The 21,568-nt window shown below is 52.2% G+C and carries 16 protein-coding genes; 12 read left to right on the forward strand and 4 right to left on the reverse strand.

The window, feature by feature from the left end:
* Positions 1-111: 111 nt before the first annotated feature.
* From EKM97_RS04195 to EKM97_RS04205, 3 genes are all read left to right on the forward strand, one after another.
* On the forward strand, positions 112-1,476 hold the full coding sequence (locus tag EKM97_RS04195) for an amino acid permease (RefSeq protein WP_125571031.1): 1,365 nt from the start codon (positions 112-114) through the stop codon (positions 1,474-1,476).
* Positions 1,477-1,588: 112 nt separating this feature from the next.
* Positions 1,589-1,861: a type II toxin-antitoxin system RelB/DinJ family antitoxin gene (locus EKM97_RS04200; RefSeq protein WP_125571032.1), complete on the forward strand. Its 273-nt coding sequence runs from the start codon at positions 1,589-1,591 to the stop codon at positions 1,859-1,861.
* Between the two features lie 2 nt (positions 1,862-1,863).
* Complete coding sequence (locus EKM97_RS04205; protein ID WP_125571033.1) at positions 1,864-2,232, forward strand: hypothetical protein; 369 nt, start codon at positions 1,864-1,866, stop codon at positions 2,230-2,232.
* A gap of 66 nt (positions 2,233-2,298) precedes the next feature.
* Here EKM97_RS04205 and EKM97_RS04210 read toward each other — a convergent pair whose 3' ends face one another.
* The 4 genes from EKM97_RS04210 to EKM97_RS04225 all read right to left on the reverse strand — a co-directional run bounded on the left by EKM97_RS04210 (position 2,299) and on the right by EKM97_RS04225 (position 7,133).
* Positions 2,299-2,844 carry a DUF1697 domain-containing protein gene (locus EKM97_RS04210; RefSeq protein ID WP_125571034.1) on the reverse strand — a complete coding sequence of 182 codons (546 nt, stop codon included), beginning with the start codon at positions 2,842-2,844 and terminating at the stop codon, positions 2,299-2,301.
* Positions 2,845-3,511: 667 nt separating this feature from the next.
* Positions 3,512-5,461 carry a PTS fructose transporter subunit IIABC gene (locus EKM97_RS04215; RefSeq protein WP_125571035.1) on the reverse strand — a complete coding sequence of 650 codons (1,950 nt, stop codon included), beginning with the start codon at positions 5,459-5,461 and terminating at the stop codon, positions 3,512-3,514.
* A gap of 11 nt (positions 5,462-5,472) precedes the next feature.
* Positions 5,473-6,387 (reverse strand): 1-phosphofructokinase, encoded by a 915-nt coding sequence (gene pfkB, locus EKM97_RS04220; RefSeq protein WP_125571036.1) that lies wholly within the window; start codon positions 6,385-6,387, stop codon positions 5,473-5,475.
* Positions 6,384-7,133: a DeoR/GlpR family DNA-binding transcription regulator gene (locus EKM97_RS04225; RefSeq protein ID WP_125571037.1), complete on the reverse strand. Its 750-nt coding sequence runs from the start codon at positions 7,131-7,133 to the stop codon at positions 6,384-6,386. Before EKM97_RS04225 ends, pfkB begins: the two co-directional genes overlap by 4 nt.
* A 493-nt stretch (positions 7,134-7,626) precedes the next feature.
* Here EKM97_RS04225 and EKM97_RS04230 point away from each other — a divergent pair, with 493 nt between their 5' ends.
* From EKM97_RS04230 to EKM97_RS04270, 9 genes are all read left to right on the forward strand, one after another.
* Positions 7,627-8,118, forward strand: coding sequence for a GNAT family N-acetyltransferase (locus EKM97_RS04230; RefSeq protein WP_125571038.1), 492 nt, complete (start codon positions 7,627-7,629; stop codon positions 8,116-8,118).
* Positions 8,119-8,123: 5 nt separating this feature from the next.
* Entirely contained in the window at positions 8,124-8,600 is a 477-nt protein-coding gene (locus tag EKM97_RS04235; protein ID WP_125571039.1) for a GNAT family N-acetyltransferase, read from the forward strand.
* Between the two features lie 224 nt (positions 8,601-8,824).
* A complete protein-coding gene (locus tag EKM97_RS04240; protein WP_125571040.1) occupies positions 8,825-10,018 on the forward strand; it encodes an SAM-dependent methyltransferase in 1,194 nt (397 codons plus the stop codon).
* Positions 10,019-10,436: 418 nt separating this feature from the next.
* Positions 10,437-11,288: a helix-turn-helix domain-containing protein gene (locus EKM97_RS04245; RefSeq protein WP_125571041.1), complete on the forward strand. Its 852-nt coding sequence runs from the start codon at positions 10,437-10,439 to the stop codon at positions 11,286-11,288.
* Between the two features lie 11 nt (positions 11,289-11,299).
* The gene (locus EKM97_RS04250) at positions 11,300-12,187 is read left to right on the forward strand and encodes a helix-turn-helix domain-containing protein (protein WP_125571042.1); all 888 of its coding nucleotides are present in this window, start codon (positions 11,300-11,302) and stop codon (positions 12,185-12,187) included.
* Positions 12,188-12,607: 420 nt separating this feature from the next.
* Positions 12,608-18,367, forward strand: a complete 5,760-nt coding sequence (locus tag EKM97_RS04255; RefSeq protein WP_125571062.1) for a mucin-binding protein — start codon at positions 12,608-12,610, stop codon at positions 18,365-18,367.
* 194 nt (positions 18,368-18,561) lie between these two features.
* Entirely contained in the window at positions 18,562-19,020 is a 459-nt protein-coding gene (locus EKM97_RS04260; protein ID WP_125571043.1) for a hypothetical protein, read from the forward strand.
* A gap of 527 nt (positions 19,021-19,547) precedes the next feature.
* Complete coding sequence (locus EKM97_RS04265; RefSeq protein ID WP_125571044.1) at positions 19,548-20,420, forward strand: helix-turn-helix domain-containing protein; 873 nt, start codon at positions 19,548-19,550, stop codon at positions 20,418-20,420.
* Positions 20,417-21,313: a helix-turn-helix domain-containing protein gene (locus EKM97_RS04270; protein WP_125571045.1), complete on the forward strand. Its 897-nt coding sequence runs from the start codon at positions 20,417-20,419 to the stop codon at positions 21,311-21,313. Before EKM97_RS04265 ends, EKM97_RS04270 begins: the two co-directional genes overlap by 4 nt.
* The last annotated feature ends 255 nt before the right edge of the window (positions 21,314-21,568 follow it).

Below are 21,568 nucleotides of genomic sequence, written 5' to 3' on the forward strand. Positions count from 1 at the left end.
TAAGAAACGCTCATCAACTTTTCTGCAAATAGCCGCATTAGGTAGGCAACTGTTTACAGACTGCGGACACTTGAGTATACTTTTAACATTACTTTGATAAAGGAGCTACGCATGGCAAGCACAGAACCGCAGTTGGCACGCAATCTGAAGAGTAGGCATATCCAGCTCATGGCAATCGGGGGCACCATTGGGACCGGTTTGTTCCTGGGCGCGGGTGAATCCATCCATAAAGCGGGACCGGCGATCATTTTTGCCTACCTAATCACCGGAATCGTGTGCTTCCTGATTATGCGCGCGCTGGGTGAGCTCCTGATTTCGGATCTGAATCAGCGCTCGTTCGTTGATAGTATCGGCAAGTACCTCGGCAAGAACTGGGCGGTGGTCACCGGGTGGACTTATTGGGTCTGTTGGCTGAGCTTAGCGATGGCGGAGGTGACCGCCATCGGGGTCTATGTCCGCAACTGGTGGCCCGCATTGCCGCAGTGGTTGCCGGGTCTGGTGGTGCTGGTCGTCTTACTGCTGATGAACCTCATCTCGGTCGGCCTGTTCGGGGAGGCGGAGTTCTGGTTTGCGCTGATTAAGGTGGTCGCGATTATTGCGCTGATTGCCGTCGGGATTGTGCTGCTGGTCATGCACCGCGCAACACCGTACGGTCACGTGAGCGTGGCGAACCTCTGGCAATTCGGCGGACTGTTTCCAAAAGGTGCGGGCGGCTTTCTGCTGTCCTTCCAGATGGTCGTCTTTGCCTTCACTGGTATCGAGATGGTGGGGATGACTGCCGGCGAGACCGACGATCCCGCCAAGTCGATTCCGGACGCGATTAACAAGTTGCCCGTTCGCGTGATTTTGTTCTACATTGGCGCGCTGCTGGTCATCATGTGCATTAACCCTTGGTACGTGGTCAGCCCCAGCAACAGTCCCTTCGTGCAGGTGTTCCAGCAAGTCGGCCTGCCCGGCGCCAGCGATGTGATCAACTTCGTGGTGCTGACGGCGGCGGCGTCCGCCTGCAACTCCGGTCTGTTCAGCACCGGCCGGATGCTCTTCTCGCAGACGATTACGAGTAAGAACAAGACGCTGCATGGCTTGTCTAAATTGTCGCGGACACAGGTGCCGGCGCGCGCCATCATGGTGTCGGCAGCGGTCATCGCGATTGCGGTACTCCTGAACATGTTCCTGCCGTCGTCAGTGTTCGCACTGGTTTCCAGTGTGGCGACCATCAGTTTTCTCTTCGTGTGGGTGATGATCATTCTGGCGCATCTGCGCTACCGCAAGCTGAACCCCAAGGGGAGTGCCTTCCGCGCGCCATTCTTCCCACTTGCGGACTACCTGGTATTGGCCTTCCTGGCCATGGTGGTGGTCATCATGATGTTCAGCCAATCTACTGCCATTGCGACAATCACCGCGGTGATTTGGATTGCACTGGTGTATGGATTGCAGCGCTGGCACAGCCGGCATGAAGTGCAACATGAACAGTGAGAAGTAAAAAGCTCTCGTCATGATTGTGACGAGAGCTTTTTTGTCCACAAATTATGGTGCATCAGGCTGCTGATGGTAGTATTATGGTAGTGAATTCAAGGAGGAATGAGCCATGACCGCAGACACAAAGAAACGTGTGCAAATAAAAATTGATCGCCAACTAAGCGATGACGCAAACGAATTGTTTGACCGCTTGGGCCTCACGCCGACTACGGTAATTACCGCTTTGTACAAACGGGCTGTCGCTGAAGGTGAAATTCCATTCCGGTTGGGTCTGACTGAGCGTGAAAAAAATGAAATGAGTTTGGCTAAAACGGTTTACGAATCGGATGCGCCCACACTCACAGATCCTGAAGAAATTCGTAAGTACTTAGATGAGGAATAGTGATGATTAAGCCGCAGAATGGCAGTATTTATTTAGCTTTCGTCAAATTCAAGGATCAAAACCAAGGCAAAGCACGCCCAGTGTTGATATTCAAGATGAGCGGGCGACCGTCAATTGCGCTGAAATTGACTTCCAAATTTGCTAACAAACCAGATTACTTGAAGCGGGTATTTTACCGAATTACCGATTGGCGAGCGGCGGGTCTTGATCAACCTACTTGGGTGGATACTGCCTTCAAAATTGATACGCGAGCGCTCACTGTGACTAAACTAGTCGGGAAACTGACAAACGTGGACATTAAGGGCTTGAAGCATTTTTATCAGACCTTAAAATCAGATGATGGGTATGTTCATGTTCATAAACCAAAGTAAAACAAAAAGAACGAAGAAACTCGTTCTTTTTTTGTTTGCTTATTGAGTAATGTGTAGTGAGTGCGACTATTCCATCGAAGCCATTTTCGTCAACATTTTGCCCAATTTCAGAGTCGTGTTGCGATTACGAATGGAGACGAGCGGATAGTAGGGTTCTGGCAACATCTTGGCGTACAGCGCGCGGGAGTAGTTGACCTTCTGCGGCGAACTCCAGAAGATGACGTCGGGAGCGAAGGCGATGCGGTCGTAAGCGGTGGCCTTGCTGCGGATGAGCTCATCGAACGCGTCTTCGTAACCGGGCAACTTGAAGAGAGCGTTGTGGCGGAAGTTCGCGTCTTGTCCCCACCAGTCGGGGACAGCGGCCAAGCTTGCGGCCACTTCTGGCGCGCTCAGCACAACGCTCGCAATCGGGAAGTCGTAGTTCGCAGCTAGAATCTGAGTTGCAAAAGCGGCGGGATCCGCGCCCTCATAGCTGAACAAAAGGTTGCCGCTGTTGATATAGCTGCGTACGTTGGCCGCACCAGCGGCAGTGAACTGTGCGCGCAGGTCAGCCATGACAACGCGGTGACTGCCGCCAACGTTGACACCGCGCAGGAGTAGTAAGTAGTCCATGAATAGCCTCCGAGTAGTTTAGTGGAAACAGTATACCGCTTGTGTAGACATTGTGCTATCCTGCATACTCCAGTAGAGATTGCGCACACTGATGGAGTTTGCACTGAGGGAATGGGGCGGATTGGCGGCGCGAGCGGGGACGAAGTGGCGAAAACATTAGCATTTGGAGACTCGGCGTGGTTTTTCGCCGAGGCTGCACATGCTGATGTCGGGAGCGCAGAATTGACGCTGGTCTTGCGGCAATTCTGCCAGCGGAAGACGGCAGGGCCAGTCGACCTCGCGCTTTAGCGCGTAGTGAGACGGACACCGTAGGACCGGCTGAAGCGGTCCCCGCCACGCAGTCCCCAGCGAGCAGAGCCAATCCGCCCCATTCCCGGAGTAGAGCCGATGACCACAAAAGAATTGTGATTGGATAGTGGCTTCCGATATATAGAGTGCTTCGACGCCGGCCGACTCCTGACCAATCTGAGTTACGGTGAGGAGTCGGCCACCTACGCTTCGCTTCGGATGTAGGAGAGTACGTGCAAAAGCACTACTCTCCCAGCATTGAAACGTGGACCGCAATGCAGCTTCCTCCGCCTAACCCAAAAAGGTCTTAACTCCCAATTGCGGGGAGTTAAGACCTTTTTACGTTAGTGCTCAGAAGCTAACCGCATTGCGGCCCACTCTAATCTTGCTTAGCCTTTGGCCGCCAGATCCCAAGAATCAGACCAGCGACGATGGCGCCGACGAGCAGGGAAACGAGGAAGCCGACCTTTTGGTTGGTCAGGGCCAGCGCCACAATTCCACCGTGGGGAGCAGGGACGTTAACCTTGAACAGCTGGGTCAAACCACCAGCGATTGCACTCCCGATAACGGAACTCCCGATAACGTGCACGGGGTCGGTTGCGGCAAATGGAATCGCACCTTCAGTGATGAAGGTCAAACCAAGAACGTAGTTAGAAAGTCCGGACTGCCGTTCCTGCGCGGTGAATTTTGCAGGGAAGAAGGTGGAGGCGATGGCGATTGCCAGTGGTGGAATCATCCCACCAACCATGACAGCGGCCATCCAGCGACCATCGGTGTAACCAGATGCGGAGTAAATCCCAATAGCGAAGGTGTAAGCCGCCTTGTTGAAAGGACCACCCATGTCGATACTCATCATCGCGGCGAGGATAATCCCAACCAGGATGGCGTTACCAGTACCCATGCTTTCCAGGAAGTGGATCAGGGCACCATTGATTGCGGCGAAAATTGGGTTGACGGCGAAGAACATGATGAGCCCGATAATGGCGAGGCCGACAACTGGGTAGAGCAGAATCGTCTTCAGACCGTCGAGTGACTTCGGTAGACCCTTGAAGGCCTTCTTCAGGTAAACGACCATCCACCCGGCGATGAACCCGGCAACCAGACCACCAAGGAATCCGGACGGGTTGCTTGCCTTAACCACGGAAGCTTGGGCGAGGGTGGCCATGTAACCACCGACAAACCCAGGCATCAGTGCAGGACGATCACCAATACTCATCGCGATGTAAGCGGCGAGGACTGGTACCAGGAAGCTGAAGGCGTAGTTCCCGAGGCCGTTGGTGAAGGTGAAGAGCATGGACTTGGGACCCGCATACTGTTCGAAGATGAAGGAGAGGGCCATGATAATCCCACCACCGACAACGAATGGCAGCATGTTGGACACACCGTTCATCAAGTCCTTGTAGATGCGGTTCCAGAGCGTGCCGGTTGACTCTTCTTCAGCGGCATCACTGCTTGCGCCGGTGCCGGCGTAAATGCCGCCCTTTTCATCCAGGGTGTCCTGAATGAGTTCTTGTGGCTTCTTAATTCCGTCGATAACGGGGTGGTTAATCAGGTGCTTGCCAGAGAAACGGTTCATTTCAACCTTCTTGTCGGCGGCAATGATGACTCCGACGGCGCGGTTGATGTCGTTTGCGGTCAGCTGGTGCTTGACCCCTTCAGAACCGTTGGTTTCAACCTTAATGTCGACGCCCATCTTCTCGGCAGTTTCCTTCAGGGCAGCTTCGGCCATGTAGGTGTGCGCAATCCCAGTTGGGCAGGCGGTAACAGCGACGATGTAAGGCTTGGTGTCAGTCTGCTGTGCAGTGGCTGCTTGCGTTGCTGCGGCTTCAGCGGCCTTTTCCTTGGCTTCGTCAGCGGCATCCTTTTCGTCTTTAGCTTTCTGGGCGGCGGCGAAGAGGCGCTGCACATCATCAGGTGTTTCGGCCTGGTTGAGCTGGGCCACCAGGTCAGGGTTGATGAGCAGGGAAGACAGGGCGGAGAGGGCGGCCAAGTGCGTGTTGTCCGCACCCTCAGGCGCTGCAATCATGAAGAACAAGTGGGCGGGCTGGCCGTCCAGGGAGTCGTAGTCCACGCCGGCGTTGCTCTTGGCGAAGAGGACGGCGGCGGTGGTGACCGCTTTGTCCTTGGCGTGCGGCATCGCAATGCCATCACCAATCCCGGTGGTGGATTCCGCTTCCCGCTTCAAAATGTCCTGCTTGTAGAGGGCGGCGTCAGTGATGATGCCGCTGGCTGCGTACTTGGCGACCATTTCGTCAATGACCCCGGCCTTATCGGTGGCCTGCAGGTCCATGATCATGATGTCTTTCCGCAAAAGTTCACGAATGTCCATGTTGTTCCTCCCTAAATCTCTTCAATGGTAATGGTGGCTTCAACTTCGGCAATTTTGGCGGCGGTGGCCAGGTCGGTGGAGAAGGCCGTGGCGCTCCCGCAGGCGATGGCTTTCTTGAAGCTGGCCAGTTCGTCCTGAGTCTGGGCAAAAGTCCCGGTGAACCCGGCGAGCATCGAATCCCCCGCACCAACGGAGTTCTTCACGTTCCCCTTTGGGACCGTGCCGTGCCAAGCCTTGTCCTTGGTCACGAGCAAGGCGCCCGCGCCGGCCATGGAGATGAGCACGTGCTTAGCACCAAGGTCCAAGAGTTTGCGACCCGCCGCAGCGGTTGCTTGGAAACTGTCATACTCCGCGTCGCCGAACAATTCAGCCAGTTCGTGGTGATTAGGTTTGACAACCAGCGGCTTGAGCGGCAGGGTGTCGAGCAATGCCTGGCCAGTGGTGTCGATAACGAACTCAGCACCGCGCTCGTGGATGAGCGGAATCAAGTCGCGGTAGAAGCTTTCTGGCAAACCGGCTGGAATACTGCCGGCCATGACGACCACGTCACCGGCCTGAAGCTTGCTGAATTTTGCCCGGAAAGCGGCGATTTCGGCATCCGCAATCTGGGGGCCAGGGGCGTTCAGTTCGGTTTCATCTTCCGCCTTGAGCTTGACGTTGATGCGCGTGTCACCCGCAATCGGGGTGAAGTCGCAGCCGAGACCGAGTTTTTCGAGGCTCTGGTTGATGAAGTTGCCGGTGAAGCCGCCGGTGAAGCCCCACGCGGTGGTGGGGATGCTCAGTTCCTTGAGGATGCGGGACACGTTGATGCCTTTACCCCCGGGGAGCTTGATGGCGCTATCGAGGCGATTAACCAATCCCAGTTCGAGCTTGGGCAGGCCAATCACGTAATCAATTGCTGGATTAATGGTGACTGAGTAAATCAAAATTGTGCCTCCTTGATGTTACTGAGCTTCGTGAAGGAATCATCGAGCTCCCGTCTGTCATCGGTGATGATCAGTGCGTCCTGAATCGGCAGAACTTGGGCAAAAGAGACCGCGCCGAACTTGCTAGAGTCGGCGAGCACAACTGCCTGGGCACTCTGGCCGGCAGCGACACGCTTGGTCGCGGCTTCCTCGGGATCAGGTGTCGTGCAGCCGTATTCGGCATGCACCCCGTTGGTGCCGAGAAAGGCGATGTTGAAGCGGTACTGGCCCAGTGACCGGACCGCTTCGGCACCGATAACCGCCTTGGTTAGCGGCTTAACGCTGCCACCCAGCAGAATTGTTTTGATGCCGTAGTCAGCAAGCATCGACGCGTTGTCAACCCCAGTGGTCACGACCGTGATGTCCTTGCCGCGCAGCAGCGGAATCATCGCGCCGGTGCTGGTGCCGGCATCCAGAAAGATGAGGGCGCCGTTGTTCACCATGTCGGCGGCCGCACGGGCAATCGCCATCTTGGCGGCGGTGTGCACCGTGGCCTTTTCCTGGACGCCGGCTTCGGCGGTCAGGCTGGCGGTCTTCTCGGCACCACCGTGGACCCGCCGGAGCAAGCCTTCCTTTTCCAATTCCCCGAGGTCGCGGCGGATGGTCGACTCGGATGCGTCGAGCATATCCGTCAGCTTACGGAGTTGGACCACGCTCTTTTTGTCGAGCTCGGTCAAAATCTTTCGCTTTCGTTCTTCTGTAAGCACTTTCTATCACCTCACAAGGGCTATTATACAGGATAACCGCTTACAAGCAAGCAAAAACGGTCAAAAAGTTGCAATTATTTTCGATAAACGTCAAAAAGACGTCAGGACCGGTCATTTTGTGGCGTGTTGGCGGGGAAAAGGCCGGGCTGGAACAGAGGGACTCCGCGACTGGCTACTCCGCGGCGGGGACCGTTCGTGCCCTTCGGTCACTCACTGGCGATTTTGCCGCCCAAACCGCGGCAAAATGCGCGCTCCCGAGCAAATTAGCGGTGCACACCTGACAAAACCCGTCAGGCATGCACTGCTCATTTGCTTTGCGCCGCTTCGTCGCCAGTCGCTCCGTCCCTCTGTTCCAGCCCCGCCGTGCACTCACGTCATGGGGCTTGTGACCATTGCCTGCGCTATCCGGTGAGTGCTTACCAGCCTTTCGTGCTTGCTTCACTTCATTAACAGGTCTAAAGTAACAAGCAAAGTAATCCAAAGGAGCAACACTATGGCACTCGAATTCCGCAACGCGCAGGTCGCCGATTTGCCGACCATCATGACGATTGAAAACGCGGGCTTTACCCCCGACGAAGCCGCAACTGAAGATAGCATGCGCGAACGCATTGCGCGCATTCCGGATACTTTCATCGTCGCGACAGAAGCTGATCAGGTGTGCGGTTATATCGTTGGTCCCGCGATTAATGAACGTTACCTCTATGATGAGTTGTTCGCGCACCTGACAGCTAATGACGCCAACGCTCAGTACCTAAGTGTGCTCAGCTTGGCGGTTGCGCCCGACGCACAGGGGCAGGGCATTGGTGGCCAGTTGCTCGCGGCTTTTGCCGACCGTGCGCGTGCACAGGGCCGCCGCGGAATCACGCTCACTTGCCTGAAACGGCTAGTGCCATTCTACGAAGCACATGGCTATGTGAACGAAGGCGTGGCGGATTCTGCGCATGCCGGCGAGACCTGGTACAACATGGTCAGCGAATTGGGGTAATCGGGATGACGAATGCCGTACTACACTTTATAGAAGAAACAGATTCAAACCGGCAGGCATTTCACGCGCTTCTGCTAGAAGGCGACAGCGATCCAGCAATTCTGGGCACGTACGAAAACACGGGCCGCTTGTTCAGTCTCCGCCGTGCTGCCGATGATGCGCTCTGCGCCGTGGCGTTGTTGATGGCCGGAACGGATGCCGACACCGTTGAACTCAAAAACATTGCCGTTGCACCGAACATGCGTGGATGCGGCGTCGGCAGCACCATGATTCGGCACTTGCAGACCTGGGCGGCACCCCATTATCGCCAAATGCTCGTGGGCACCGGTGACGCCGACGTGCAAAACCAGCTCTTCTACCAAAAAAATGGTTTTCGCTACAGTGGTGTGCGGCGCGATTTCTTTGCCGCTTACCAGCCGCCCATCATCAGCAATGGACTGCCATTGCGGGATATGGTGCTGTTAACTGCCGAATTGCGTTAAAGCAACTGAAGGCTACTCGTAGTGGTACGGGTGGCTATTTTTGTGCAATTTTGCATCATATTTTCAATGGATATAAGTCACAATAAATATTTTCATCAGCAATGACGCTGTTGTGTGGCCTTGAAACGGAAAAATGCGACAGTTGTCACGTTTTGCCGATTGGCGCTTACATAAAAATTGGAATAGGTCTACACTGGTAGTATTACGAATTGGAGGCCCATTTGATGTTAGAGAAGACACTTTACAAGCAGATGTTCGCGAACTCGTTCAACATCCCCATTACCGTGAATTACTGGGATGGCAGCTCCGACACTTACGGAGAGGGCGCCGTCCAGGCCACCATTACTTTCCGCAAATCGATTCCGCTTAAGGAAATCGCCAAGAATGCCTCACTCGCACTCGGCGAAGCGTACATGGCTGGCGACATTGACGTCACCGGGCCAAGCGCACGGCCCCTGCAGACGGTTTTGACCGCTGCTTACGAATCCGCAGATTCATTCATGCGCAATAACAAGTTCATGCACGTGATTCCTAAGCAGTCCCACAGCGAAAAGGCCAGCAAGAAGGACGTTCAGAGTCACTATGACGTTGGGAATAACTTCTACAACCTCTGGCTCGACAAAACGATGACCTACTCCTGTGCCTACTTCGAACACGATGACGACACGCTCGAACAGGCCCAAATTAACAAGGTCCACCACATTCTGAAGAAGCTCAACCCGCAGCCGGGTCGTTCCTTCCTCGATATTGGTTGCGGTTGGGGCACACTGATGCTGACGGCGGCCAAGGAATACGGCCTGCACGTGGTTGGTATTACCTTGTCTGAGGAACAGCTGAAGTTCGTTCAGCACCGCATTGACGAAGAAGGCCTCGGCGATGTCGCTGAAGTCCACCTGGTCGACTACCGGGAACTCAAGCACGAACCTTTTGACTACGTGACCTCCGTCGGCATGTTCGAACATGTTGGTCAGGAAAACCTCGGCCTGTACTTCAAGGACGTTGCCCGCCTGATGAAGGATGACGGGGTTGCCCTCATCCACGGGATTACCCGCCAGCAAGGTGGTGCCACCAACGCATGGCTCACCAAGTACATCTTCCCAGGTGGCTACGTACCAGGCTTAGTTGAAAACACGCAGCACATCGTGGACGCCGGGCTCCAGATCAATGACCTGGAACCACTGCGTCGCCACTACCAGCGCACGACCGAGATGTGGGACGACAACTTCAACGCCGTCCGAGACCAGATTGAAGACATGCAGGGCGTGGAATTCACTCGCATGTGGGACCTGTATCTGCAGGCCTGCGCCTCATCGTTTGAATCTGGCAACATCGATGTCATCCAGTACCTGCTCACCAAGGGTGCTTCGGGTAAGGAACTGCCAATGACGCGCGATTACATGTACGCAGATGCGAAATAAGTGCTAAAAAAGCACCGGTCAAATTTGGCCGGTGTTTTTTTATGACCACCTCGTTTTCCATGAAGACCTTGCGACGTGACACTGTGCATCGTATGATAATATCGTACGATGTGGAGGTGCTAGGCTAGCCGTTATGACCGGTGACGCCCAACAATAACTCGAGTAACTCTGACATATTCTTGTACCTCCTATTTTTAATGTCGGCTCAAGACTTCGCGGAGTGCGATCCGTGTGGGTCTTGAGCCGTTTGTGCCTTAGCACAGTCTCATCTTCACATGACACCCCATAATTGCACCAGCATCTAACTCGATAAGTTTCAAAATATTTTTTGTACATAATCAAAACTACTAATCTGACAGTTGTTTGTTGTTCGCAGGTATTTTTAACCAACTTGGTTTCTTTGTTCAGGAGGAAAAACGTGGAAAAATCATTCGCAATCGGCGCTTTTTTTAAAAAATATCGAGAACAGCGCCGTATTAGCTTGCGGGCTGCTTCCCCAGATAGTCCGTCAACTTTGTCGCGATTTGAGAATGGTCAATCGCGTATTTCAGGTGAACGTCTGCGCGCGGTGATGCAGCGTGAAGGTATTCGCTATTGGGATATGCAGCAACACTCTGATCAGTATTTATCGCCTTTTAAACAGGTCGCGGATTTGCTTTATCTTGAGCGATTTAACATGCAGTCTGAACGCGTGGATGCCGCGGTACGCCAGTATAAAACCCGAACGGTCTCGGCTACCGGACGGTTGCAAGAATTGAATATGGCGGTACTGGACGCCGTAATGAAGGCTAGAAAGACAGGCGTCACGACCGCCTTGGACATTGAGATTCAGCAAGACATACAGCGCGTATTATTCGCCAGCCGAGATTGGATTATTTATGACTACTGTTTATTGCGACTAGCGGCCAACTATATGCCTACTGATGTTCTGAAGCGTTGTTTCAAACGTGCCATCGTTCAGCAGGACATTAGCGGTAGCGAGTATGGTGATTATTATCTGCGGCTGGTTGAACAGGTGAGTTTGGTGCTCTTATGTCGACGTGACGCGGAGGTACAGACGTTGTGTGCACCACAATTGTCAGACGAATTGGTCAATCGTTTTGATGGCGAAGACGGATTTACAATTCACTTTTTGAATATTATGTTTAATGGCGACACTCGCGCGGAGGTAGAAACTCGCTTGAGTGAAATGAGCGGGATGCTGAAGACTCTAGGGTTAGTAGAAATGGACAACTACTTTAGAAGCTACATTGAGTTAATCTACGGATAGAGGAGGCGGGGATGTTGAGTCAGCCACTTAATAAATTGGTTAAGCATTTGCGCCATGATCGCGGTTTAACATTAGAAGAAATTCGCGGGCAATGGACGACTGCAACGATGTCACGCTTTGAACGCGGTGAAATTGATTTAGCCGATGACGTGGCGGCCCAACTTCAAGTTCCATTGGGACTGGATTATGAAGACCTAATTGTGCGACACATTGTTTCTGATGAGGACTTAAATGATTGGCAGTATCTAGCATCGGAGATGTGGTCCGCAGATCACGCGCAGGTGATTCTGAACCAGTTGAACAAACTGGCAGTCCCAGGTGCGAGAAATGGGTTTTTGAAAGTGGCAAGTGCCGTCATTGAGGAATTGCTACGGATTCACTATGTTGGGTCACAGAATATGAAAAAGTCGGTGATTAATGAGCTAGACAAATATTTAGCAAACCTAAGCGAGTTTGGCCGACTTGAGGGAATCCTTTTTAGCGTATGCACTGAATATGTTCCCGCGGAGACAGGATGGCATTGGGTGTCGCGGCAGATTGAAATGGCCAATGTTGCCTCCGCACCGCCGCAGCTAACGCGCCGCTTAATTTCTTTTGGTGCCAATGTTGCGGAACGTGCGGCGATTGAGCAGAATTTCAAGCTGATGCGCGGTATCTTGGATGTTCTATGGAAACTGGACGCATTGATACCGGAAAATGCGTTTCAACGTTATAATTTACAACTGTTGGAAGCTTTATTTGCTGACCTAACTACCAAATCTGCAACAACACACCGTCGTTTAATTGAAGTGACGCGGACTGGACGCATCATTTTTTCTGCTAAAAGTCATGAGAGTATGGTGCGGGCTACCATTAAACAGGGATGGGCGAGTGCAGCAGATTTCAATGCCATGATGTAACGATGTGGGTCATGATTAGATGACGAACTTGAACTGTCGCCACTTAGAAAAGCACGACGTTTTTGAAAACGTCGTGCCTTTTTTAGCCAGATTTGCGAGTTTCTAAGGATACTTATTAAGATTATTACTTTATCCTTTCGGATTTCCAACGTAAACAAATTTAAATTTCCGCAGATGAAATTGAATAGATTAAATTACGATTGTTATCATATGATGTGAAAAATGTATAACGATGGGGATGCGATACTAATGTACAGGTGCTTGTACAAGCATTGTTCTTTCGCTGTGACAGAAAAATGTCATTTTACAAAATTATCCGAAACTATTTGAATTTAAACGATAAAGAAATATAATCAAGTTATAAGTTCCCTCGGGGGGAATTGAATTTGCGGGAGTGTGCCTACATAGGAGGGCCACACCATGCAATTTCAAACGAAGAACACGCACCTGTTTCATGATACCTATACTGAAAAGCGTCACTACAAGATGTTCAAGTCCGGGAAGCACTGGGTTGTTGCCGGGATTTCCCTTTTGTTTGCCGGCAGCATGATGTTTGCCGCCAAGCCTGACGCTGTTCACGCCGCTACTGATACGAGCAGTAGTGCGGCGAATACCCAGACCAGTCAGACGACCGCCGCGAGTTCGGCTGCCCAAAATAGCGATAATAATGCCGTGCTACTGAAGAGTAGCACGGCTGTTAGTGCATCTGCAGATGGTGCGGCTGACAGCACTGCCAGTACCGCGAACAGCGCTGCCGATAAGCAGGCTGCTACTGATTCGACTGGTGCGCAGACAAGTGATGCGGCCAAGTCGAACACTGCTGCTGCGGACTTGACTTCGCAAAATCAGAGTACAGCAGCGCAGTCTGATGCAGCAACGGATGATGCCAAAGCAAGTGACACCAGCGCGGCAAGCTCTGCTGCTGATCAGTCTACTAATGCGGCTAGCACAAGTGCAGCGCAGGCGACTGCGGATAGCTCTGCGGCGACAAGCCAGAGTGATGCTACCGAAACCCAGAGCGCTGATTCCAGCACTAGTTCCGTCGCTGCTGAGAGCACAAGCACCAACGCAGCAAGTACGGATACTCAGGTGACTAATCTGGGTGCAGCGACTGCTGACCAGCTGAACGCTGCCAAAACCGCTGCAGCCGCGACATACGTCAGCACTGGGCAGGCGCAGCAGGTAACGGCGGCCGCGGGGGAGAGTGCATCTACTGCCACGATTGGAGTTTCGGCTACAAAAGTGGGCTATGGTTACACTACAAAAGATGAAAATGGCAACCTGCAACAGGTGTTTACCATCACTTACAACATCACTAATGCGGTTGCTGGGGATGTGTACACTGTGACAATTCCCAAGGATAATGGTGTGCTTGAATTCCAGGGTAAGTACGGTACACTTCCGTCTGCTCAAGGAACGACGACACTTACCAAGAATGCTGATGGAACTTCTACCGTTACGGATACTTTCAAGGAAGATGTCGCTGGTACTACCAATCTAACGATTCAGTATCACTTGCGGACGAATTACAATGCCCAAGTCACGCCCCTGAACACAATCGGTGATATGAATGAGGAGGTGTGGATTGCCAAAAACGGGACAGTGGTTGATACAGCATCTTTTGAAACTTCTGTAAAACCGAGTGCTACCCCTAGTGCGGTGACACAGGTTCAGGTGGGTAACGGAACAGGTACTACAGTTGTTCCTGGCTCTGAATATATTTACAATTTTGCAGTAAAAGAAGTCAGTGGTGTTCTGGACAGCGCCGAGTATCCTAGCACGCTAGTTAACGCTGCCGTGAACTACGGCACAACCATTACAATACCGGTTCCGGCTGGGTTTACCCTTGACGAAGCGGCGACAATGTCGATTAATTCATTTGACACAGGTGATACAACTACAATCACACAAGTCGGTGGCGCAGGTGGTGATATCACCATCATTGTGCCAAAGGGAGATGGTAACCAAGGAAGCGAAGGTAGTTCTAAAACAAGTGGCTATAAACTTGTGGGTACTTTTGCTGATACCCAGACGGCTAGTGCGCAGACGTTGACTGCTAGCGGCGTGGCCACGATGGTGCAAAAGTGGGATGATGATGGCACGAACACCTACACCGTCAGCAACGACACCCCTTGGAGCGTCACACTTGCTGGATCAGACGATACGAGTGTCAAAACTGCTTCGTCCAGTATTACTCTGCGCGGGAACAGCAGCGCACAGCCAACTCAGCTCGTGCTCAGTGATGACGTGAGTTACCAGTACCTGCTAACCGCAGCGTTCCAGTACCAGGGGGCAGCCACAGATGGCGCCAGCATCACGCTGACGATTCCGGATGGTTTTAATGCCACCGCCGTTCAAGTTCCAGAAACGGCATCGTCTGCCACGACCTACCTGCCAGATACTACCAGCTACACGTACACGATGATCCTCGCCGATGGCAGTACTGAAAGCGGAACTGTCGCGGCTGGGAGTACTGTTACCAGCACTAATGGCGCTATTCGCAGCATTACTTTTGCCCCGAATGAGCTGTCTGGCTGGTCAACGACGGGGACACCGAACCTGACGAACACGCTGAATATTAGTAGCACTACCAATAAGACAGTTGATGGCAGCTTCTTTGAGGTCATCGGGACGCTCTCGAGTACGTACGACGACGGCAGTGCCGTGAAGAACGGGGATGCCTTTACGGCAACTGCGACAATCACGACTCCAGATACCGACCCCGTAACGCAATCCGTTACCCAGACCGTCACCACACCAGTTTCGGTTGCAACTGCCTACGTTTACCAAGGCAATGAAAATGCTGGTGAAGAGGGCGGCTACTTTGCTTTGCTTGGTAGTACCAGTATTGCAAACATGACCACCAGCAAAATTTACGAACCAATTCTTTACTACGTGCTTCCAAGTGCTGTCACCGTTGAAAGCGTCACGGGGACGCAAGATGCTAAGGTTACCCAGGACCCTTCAGATGATGGACGCATTATTGTTACGATTGATTACACTGGCACTGGTGAATCCGTCGATATGAGTACCGGGACGGGCGACAACAACGTGGTCAAGGTCATCAATAACGCTGACGCGATGTCAGGTGAGTATCCGTACGACCTGTACATTTACTCGCCAAACACCCAGTTAGCCCAAACGACGCTTGTCAAGGACGCGTCCCTGACGGGTGGTCATGCTGATGCGGTCCAGATGATGCTGGGCGGTGGCAACTGGAAATGGACCATTCTCCAAGCCACGACGACCAGCCAGTTCACCCAAGCACAAGGTGACGACGCCGCGCCAGTGCAAAATGCGACCGCGGACAAGAACAGTACCGCGCAACTTTCATTTGACGCCAACATTGTCAACACGGCTGGGGATGCAGGCTCAGCAGCGCTCGTTGTGAACCTGCCAGAAACGGGTGATAAGCGTGGCTCACAGTACACCTTCGACCTCACAGGGCCAGTGACCCTACCAGATACCTTCACGACCACGAGTGGTAAGACCGCCGTGCTTTCTGGGACGGTACTGTACTCAACATCTCGCAACGACCTCGTTGCAAGTAGTACTGCTGCGGACCTGACCGGTTACGTGACTGCTGATCAGATTACTGATTGGTCAACAGTCCGCTCCATTCTCATTAAACTGGATTCACTCCCGGCACAGGTTTCAACTGGCCGGATTGTCTTCAACGGCACGGTTGAAGACATGGTCGATCAAGGTCAGAAGACCGGCAAGCTTGAAACCGGCCTCTACCTGGGGTCTGCGAAAGTTGCGGTTGATAGTGCCACTGATGCGGCAACTCTTGAAATTACCGGTTCTTCCACCATCAAGGCGCGGGCACATTATGTCGATGATGATGGTAATGACCAGTACATCGACTTCACCGACCTTGATCAGACACTGCTGGATAATACGGATACCGTGCCAGAATTGCGCTCCTTTGTGCTGAGCGTGGCTGATACTGCCGATATTCCGACCGGTTACAGCCTCGTTTCGACCCCTCCAACTTACGTCGACAGCAAAAATGACGGCGCACCGGTTGCTGGAGCCACGGTCACCAATGCTGATGATGGTGACTATGTACAATTTGAACTTGAAGCTAGCTCTGTTACGCTCGAGGTTCATTATGTTGATGATACCGGCGCAACGGTGAAGATACCTGGCTCAGCACAATCTAAAATCACTGGTAAGCCGGGAACTACAGGTAAGTATACGGTCGTTGTACCAGCTGGGTACATGTTGGCAAAAGATCAGAGTGCTACACCGACATATACTCTTGCCGTAGACTCTAACAAGTACACTTTAGATATTAAACTCAACCGCACTGTTGATTACGGGACGACCTCCACGACGCGAATTATAAACTACGTATATGCAGATGGCAGTCTTGCAGCGCCAACCGTTACGCAGACTGTTGATTGGAACACGATGACTGTTAAGGTATCCGGAGAAACGTACTACACGGCTCAGGATGCTTACTACGAACAGACTAGCCCCACAATTGCTGGTTACACCGCGAGTCAGGCGACTGTTGCACAGGTAGCAGTTGGCCCAACAACAACGGCACCAACCAACGCTGCCAACGTCACCGTGACCTACACGGCCGACACACAGAACGCGACGGTCAATTTTGAAACGAGCGACGGCGCCAGCCTTGCGAGCGTCGCAATTTCCGGACCTTCCGGTAGCGACGTGCTCGCAAGCAGTTACCAGACAGAACTCGCTGCGCTTGAGGCGAAGAACTACACGGTGCAGACTAACGGCGCAACGGGTGCAAAATTCGATTCTGATGACACGACGCCGCAAACCTTCACGATTGTGATGACTGCGCCGGTTACCATCGACGTGACCTACGTTGACGATGCCGATAATGGCAAGACGGTGACTGTGCCTGACACCACGGCAAGCATCATCACCGGTGCACAAGACAGCACCGGTACTTACACCGCCGTTGTGCCAAGCAACTATGAACTGGCTAAGGGGCAGGATGCGACGGTTGCTTACACGCTGAGTGCCGGCGCCAAAGGAATTACCATTCACCTGACGCACGCTGTGGCGCACACAACAACGACCACGACGCGCACCATTAACTACGTCATTGCCGACGGTGGCACCACTGCACCTGCTGACCAGACGCAGACGCTGACCTGGAACGTTTCGACTGACCAAGTCACTGGTGCAACCGTGGCAACACCGGTGGGTGATTACGCAGCAGTGGTCAGTCCAACGGTAGCTGGGTACACGCCAGATCAGGCGACGGTAGCGGGTGTGCAGCCGGCAGCCACAACGGCAGCGCCAGTGAACGCTGACGCGGTTACCGTGACGTACACGGCTGACACGCAGAGTGCAACGATTAATTTTGTCACGACCGAGGGCAAGAGTCTCGGCTCAACGACGGTTAGCGGGCCTTCTGGTAGTACCATTGCCGCAAGCAGTTATGAAGCAACGCTGACGGCGCTGGAAGACCAGGGCTACACCGTTCAGAGTGACGGCGCGGTTGGCGCCAAGTTCGATGACGACAGCACGCAGAACCAGAGCTTCACGGTTGTCCTGCTGGCGCCGACAAGCACCGATAACGGTGGTGGCTCGACCACCGGCAATAATGGTGGCAGCACAACTGGCAACAATGGCGGCACGACCACCGGCGATGATGGCGGTTCAACTACTGGCAATAACGGTGGCAGCACAACTGGCAACAATGGTGGCGCGACTACCGGCGATAACGGTGGTTCAACCACAGGTAACAATGGCGGCACAACCACTGGCACGCTGCCGGATACCGATGGCGGCGGTACGTCGACCGGCGATAACGGTGGGTCTTCTGCAGAAAACAACGGTGGGACACCAACTGACAACAATGATGGTAGCGACACAACTGGCGACGACGGTGATCAACCGCACGTTCTGCCGGACACTTACGGTGATGGCACGACCAGTGGCAGTCACGCTGGAAGTACCACAGCTGCAACCCAGACGGGGACGGCGACCGCAAGTAATGCCAGTCAGCAACTACCCGCAACTGGTGGCACCGGCAACGCAGCAAGCGCTATTCAGCAAGCAGCGGCCAAGCAGAACGTCCTACCCCAAACTGGGGATGACAACGGCAATATGCTCGCCATTCTCGGCGTGGGTCTTGCCGGTGTGCTGAGCATGTTCGGACTCGCGCGCAAGCGTAAGCACGAAGACGACTAATCAATAGGTATACTGATGGCCTGGCGCTGCATAAGGGCACTACGGTATCGCAAGAACACCCCGACCAAACTGGCCGGGGTGTTCTTTTGGTGTTTAACCAGAGCCCAGCATATCTTTACCGTTGCGGCGTGCAACGGTAAAATGAGCACAATCACGGGTTGGTGATACTTTGTTTGGAGGAGGAGTCGCGAGTCATGCAAAAGCAAGGTCGGTCAAAAGGCGGCAGCAACCGCGCAACGATAGTTTGGGCTGCGCTATACGCTGTCAGCATTTTCTCATCAGGTGGATTTGGTGCGGAGTTAGTTCACCGCCCGCGCAGTGGTATGGACTGGGTGTCGCTAATGGTAATGAGTGCATTGCTGCTGGTCGGTGCGGGATGTGCCGTGCAGTTGCTTCGAGCCGAACGACGGCGTCATGGTGCAACACCACGAGACGTCGCCGGTGCGGATTGGGTCTTCATGGGGATATACGGCGGGTTGAGTGTGTTCATGTTCTGGATGTCAGGGTATTTGCTAGGGCAATACCTGAATCTCGCCCGGCAACAAGGAGACTGGTCGGAGTTGCTGATGATGGGGATGGCGTGCTACGCGGCGATTTATGCACTGGTGCGTTTTGTGCAAACGGAAAGGGAAACAGATACAGACGCTTTTTAGTTGCTAAATCCGGTGTATGAGCGCGGTTTTATTCGAAAACTTAGCATTTCTGCGAACACCGAGAACTGTGGCAATGTCCGATGAAAACAACAGCAATAAAACAAGCCCTTTCCAGCTGAAAGGACTTGTAACGATGGTTCAAATATTGCACTAATTCTTGAGAAAGCGTACGCTTTGAACTAGTGAAGAACAGGGGGGGCGTTATCCGTTGTGTGGCATCAAGCCATATAACTCTTCCATATCGAGCATAGCAGTTTCCTCCTTTCATCACGATAACCCTTGCCATTTCTCAAGAGGGACTTGAGAAGTGGCTTTTTCCATCAACAAGACTAATTATATTTATCTATTCGAAATAAACCATTCAATATTTATTACTCATGCGATACATTACATTCATCTAACAGTGATAAAGAATATCTTGGCCGCCTCAATTTAATCTTGAATCTGCATACCGCCATCATGGCGCTGAATACCAAATGAATACCTGCATATATTTCGTTTACTTGACATGAGAAGGGAGAATCCTAATGTCTGATGCATTTGACATGCCTGCTTTTTTGAAACAGTTTCGTAGCGAGAGAGGCATTACATTGAAAGCTGCATATCCTGAGGCGCCCTCGACCCTGTCTCGAATGGAGAACAATAAAAACACGATTTCTGCTGATAGACTGCACGAAATCATGACACGCGAAGGTCTCCGGTATTGGGATTTACAAGTGCACTCAGACCAATTCATTTCCCCATTCAAGCAACTATTTGATGAATTGGTGTTAGAGCGTTTCAATTTTGAATCACCGCGAATTGGCGAAGCTATTAATCGCTACCGGATTCGCGTCGCCGATCGAAGTAGCAAAATTTTGAGTATCACTGCCGCCGTGCTCAATCAAATTACTTTGATGATTAAGACCCGGAATGTAATTAAACTGGATGAAAAAATGCAGTCACAGATTGAAGCTTTACTTTTAAGTAACGATGACTGGATATTCTATGACTATGGGTTGCTGCGACTTAGCGCCCAATTGTTGGATACCGAACGACTTGTACTTTGCTTGACGAAAGCTATACGCCAAAATAGCAAGCAAAGTGGTCGGTACCTGAACTACTTCGCAATGGTACTGGAACAATGCTGCCTGATATTAGTGATGCGTCATTACTCAGGAGTGCACGCCTTGTGCGAAGATCATCTTAGTAAACTGCGTGTGGATTATTTTGATGGCTTGGATGCGATTGTACTTAACTTCATTCTCATGCAAGAGCGGATTTGTGATGCTGAACTGAGAGCCAATCAGGTTTCTGATTTAGTGAGCGCGGCCAAATTATTGGAATTGAATGATATGGCGAACTTTCTTGAAAGAATAGATAAAGCCATTCAAACGGGAAAGGAGATTGTGCTGTTGTGACTGAGTTGGGAGATTTGGTTAAACATTTGCGTAAAAACAGGGGACTGACACTGCAAGCCACGAGCGGTCGCTGGTCACAGTCCAGTATGTCCCGTTTTGAAAATGGTGAAATTGATCTGACTGATGATGTGGTGAAAGAACTGGCGATTCCGCTCGGACTTGATTACGAGGATTTAATTACTCGTAACATATTGCGTGAATCAAGCATCAATCGGTGGGAGTATCTAGCATCTGAACAATGGCATACAGAAGCGGCGCGTGATTTGTTAAGCAATTTGAAGCAGTTGCAAGTCGAAAACGCACGAAATGATTTATTGAAAACAGCAATCACAGTTGTGAGCGAATTATTGGACGTGCATGCACAGCATCGGCGAATAATGCATGATGACGTCGTACGTACTTTAAACGACTACCTAAGTAAGCTGTCTGAGTTTAGCCGCATAGATGGCATTCTGTTTAGTGTCTGCACAGAATACGTTCCCGTGCAAATTGGTTGGCGGTGGGTGCTTCATCAGATTAGGATGCTTGAGCCAGCGGGGAATATGCAGGCCACGCCACAGCGTATTCGACGAGTCATATCTTTTTGCGGAACTGTGGCGGAGCGGGCGGCCTTGGAGGGACGCTTAACTCTGATGCAAAGCATTGTTGATGAAATGTATCGTTTGAAAACTTACATTCCCGAGAATGCGAACCAGCAATTTAGTATGGCAATATCGCGGGCGCTCTGTGTTGATTTGACTGAACGCACTGTGGTGAGCCATGACAAATTTGTTGCTGTGCTAAAAACTAGTCATTACATCTTCCCCACAGACGTCCACCGCAGCATGGTCCAATACACTATCGAGCAGGGCTGGGCGACGGCAGAGGACTTTGCGGACGACCCCTTGATATAGCTCCCAGTCAACGCAAAAAGCATGCCTTCGCGACATGCTTTTTTGCGTGTGTTTTGTTATCCCAATTCGCACTGAAACTATTGACTAAGTTAACTTATAGCCTGATAATTAAGCTAATCAGTATCCAATATCTCAAAAAATGATCGGCCGATCATCGAGATGGACGCACCCAATTGTAATTTTGCAGAAGTGCAAAACGGCGGGTGTGGCTCTCGAATTCACTTCCCGTAGCGGCGGGAAGTGGCGGTCGGTCTT

The organism is Lacticaseibacillus songhuajiangensis (assembly GCF_003946025.1).
Taxonomy (GTDB): domain Bacteria; phylum Bacillota; class Bacilli; order Lactobacillales; family Lactobacillaceae; genus Lacticaseibacillus; species Lacticaseibacillus songhuajiangensis.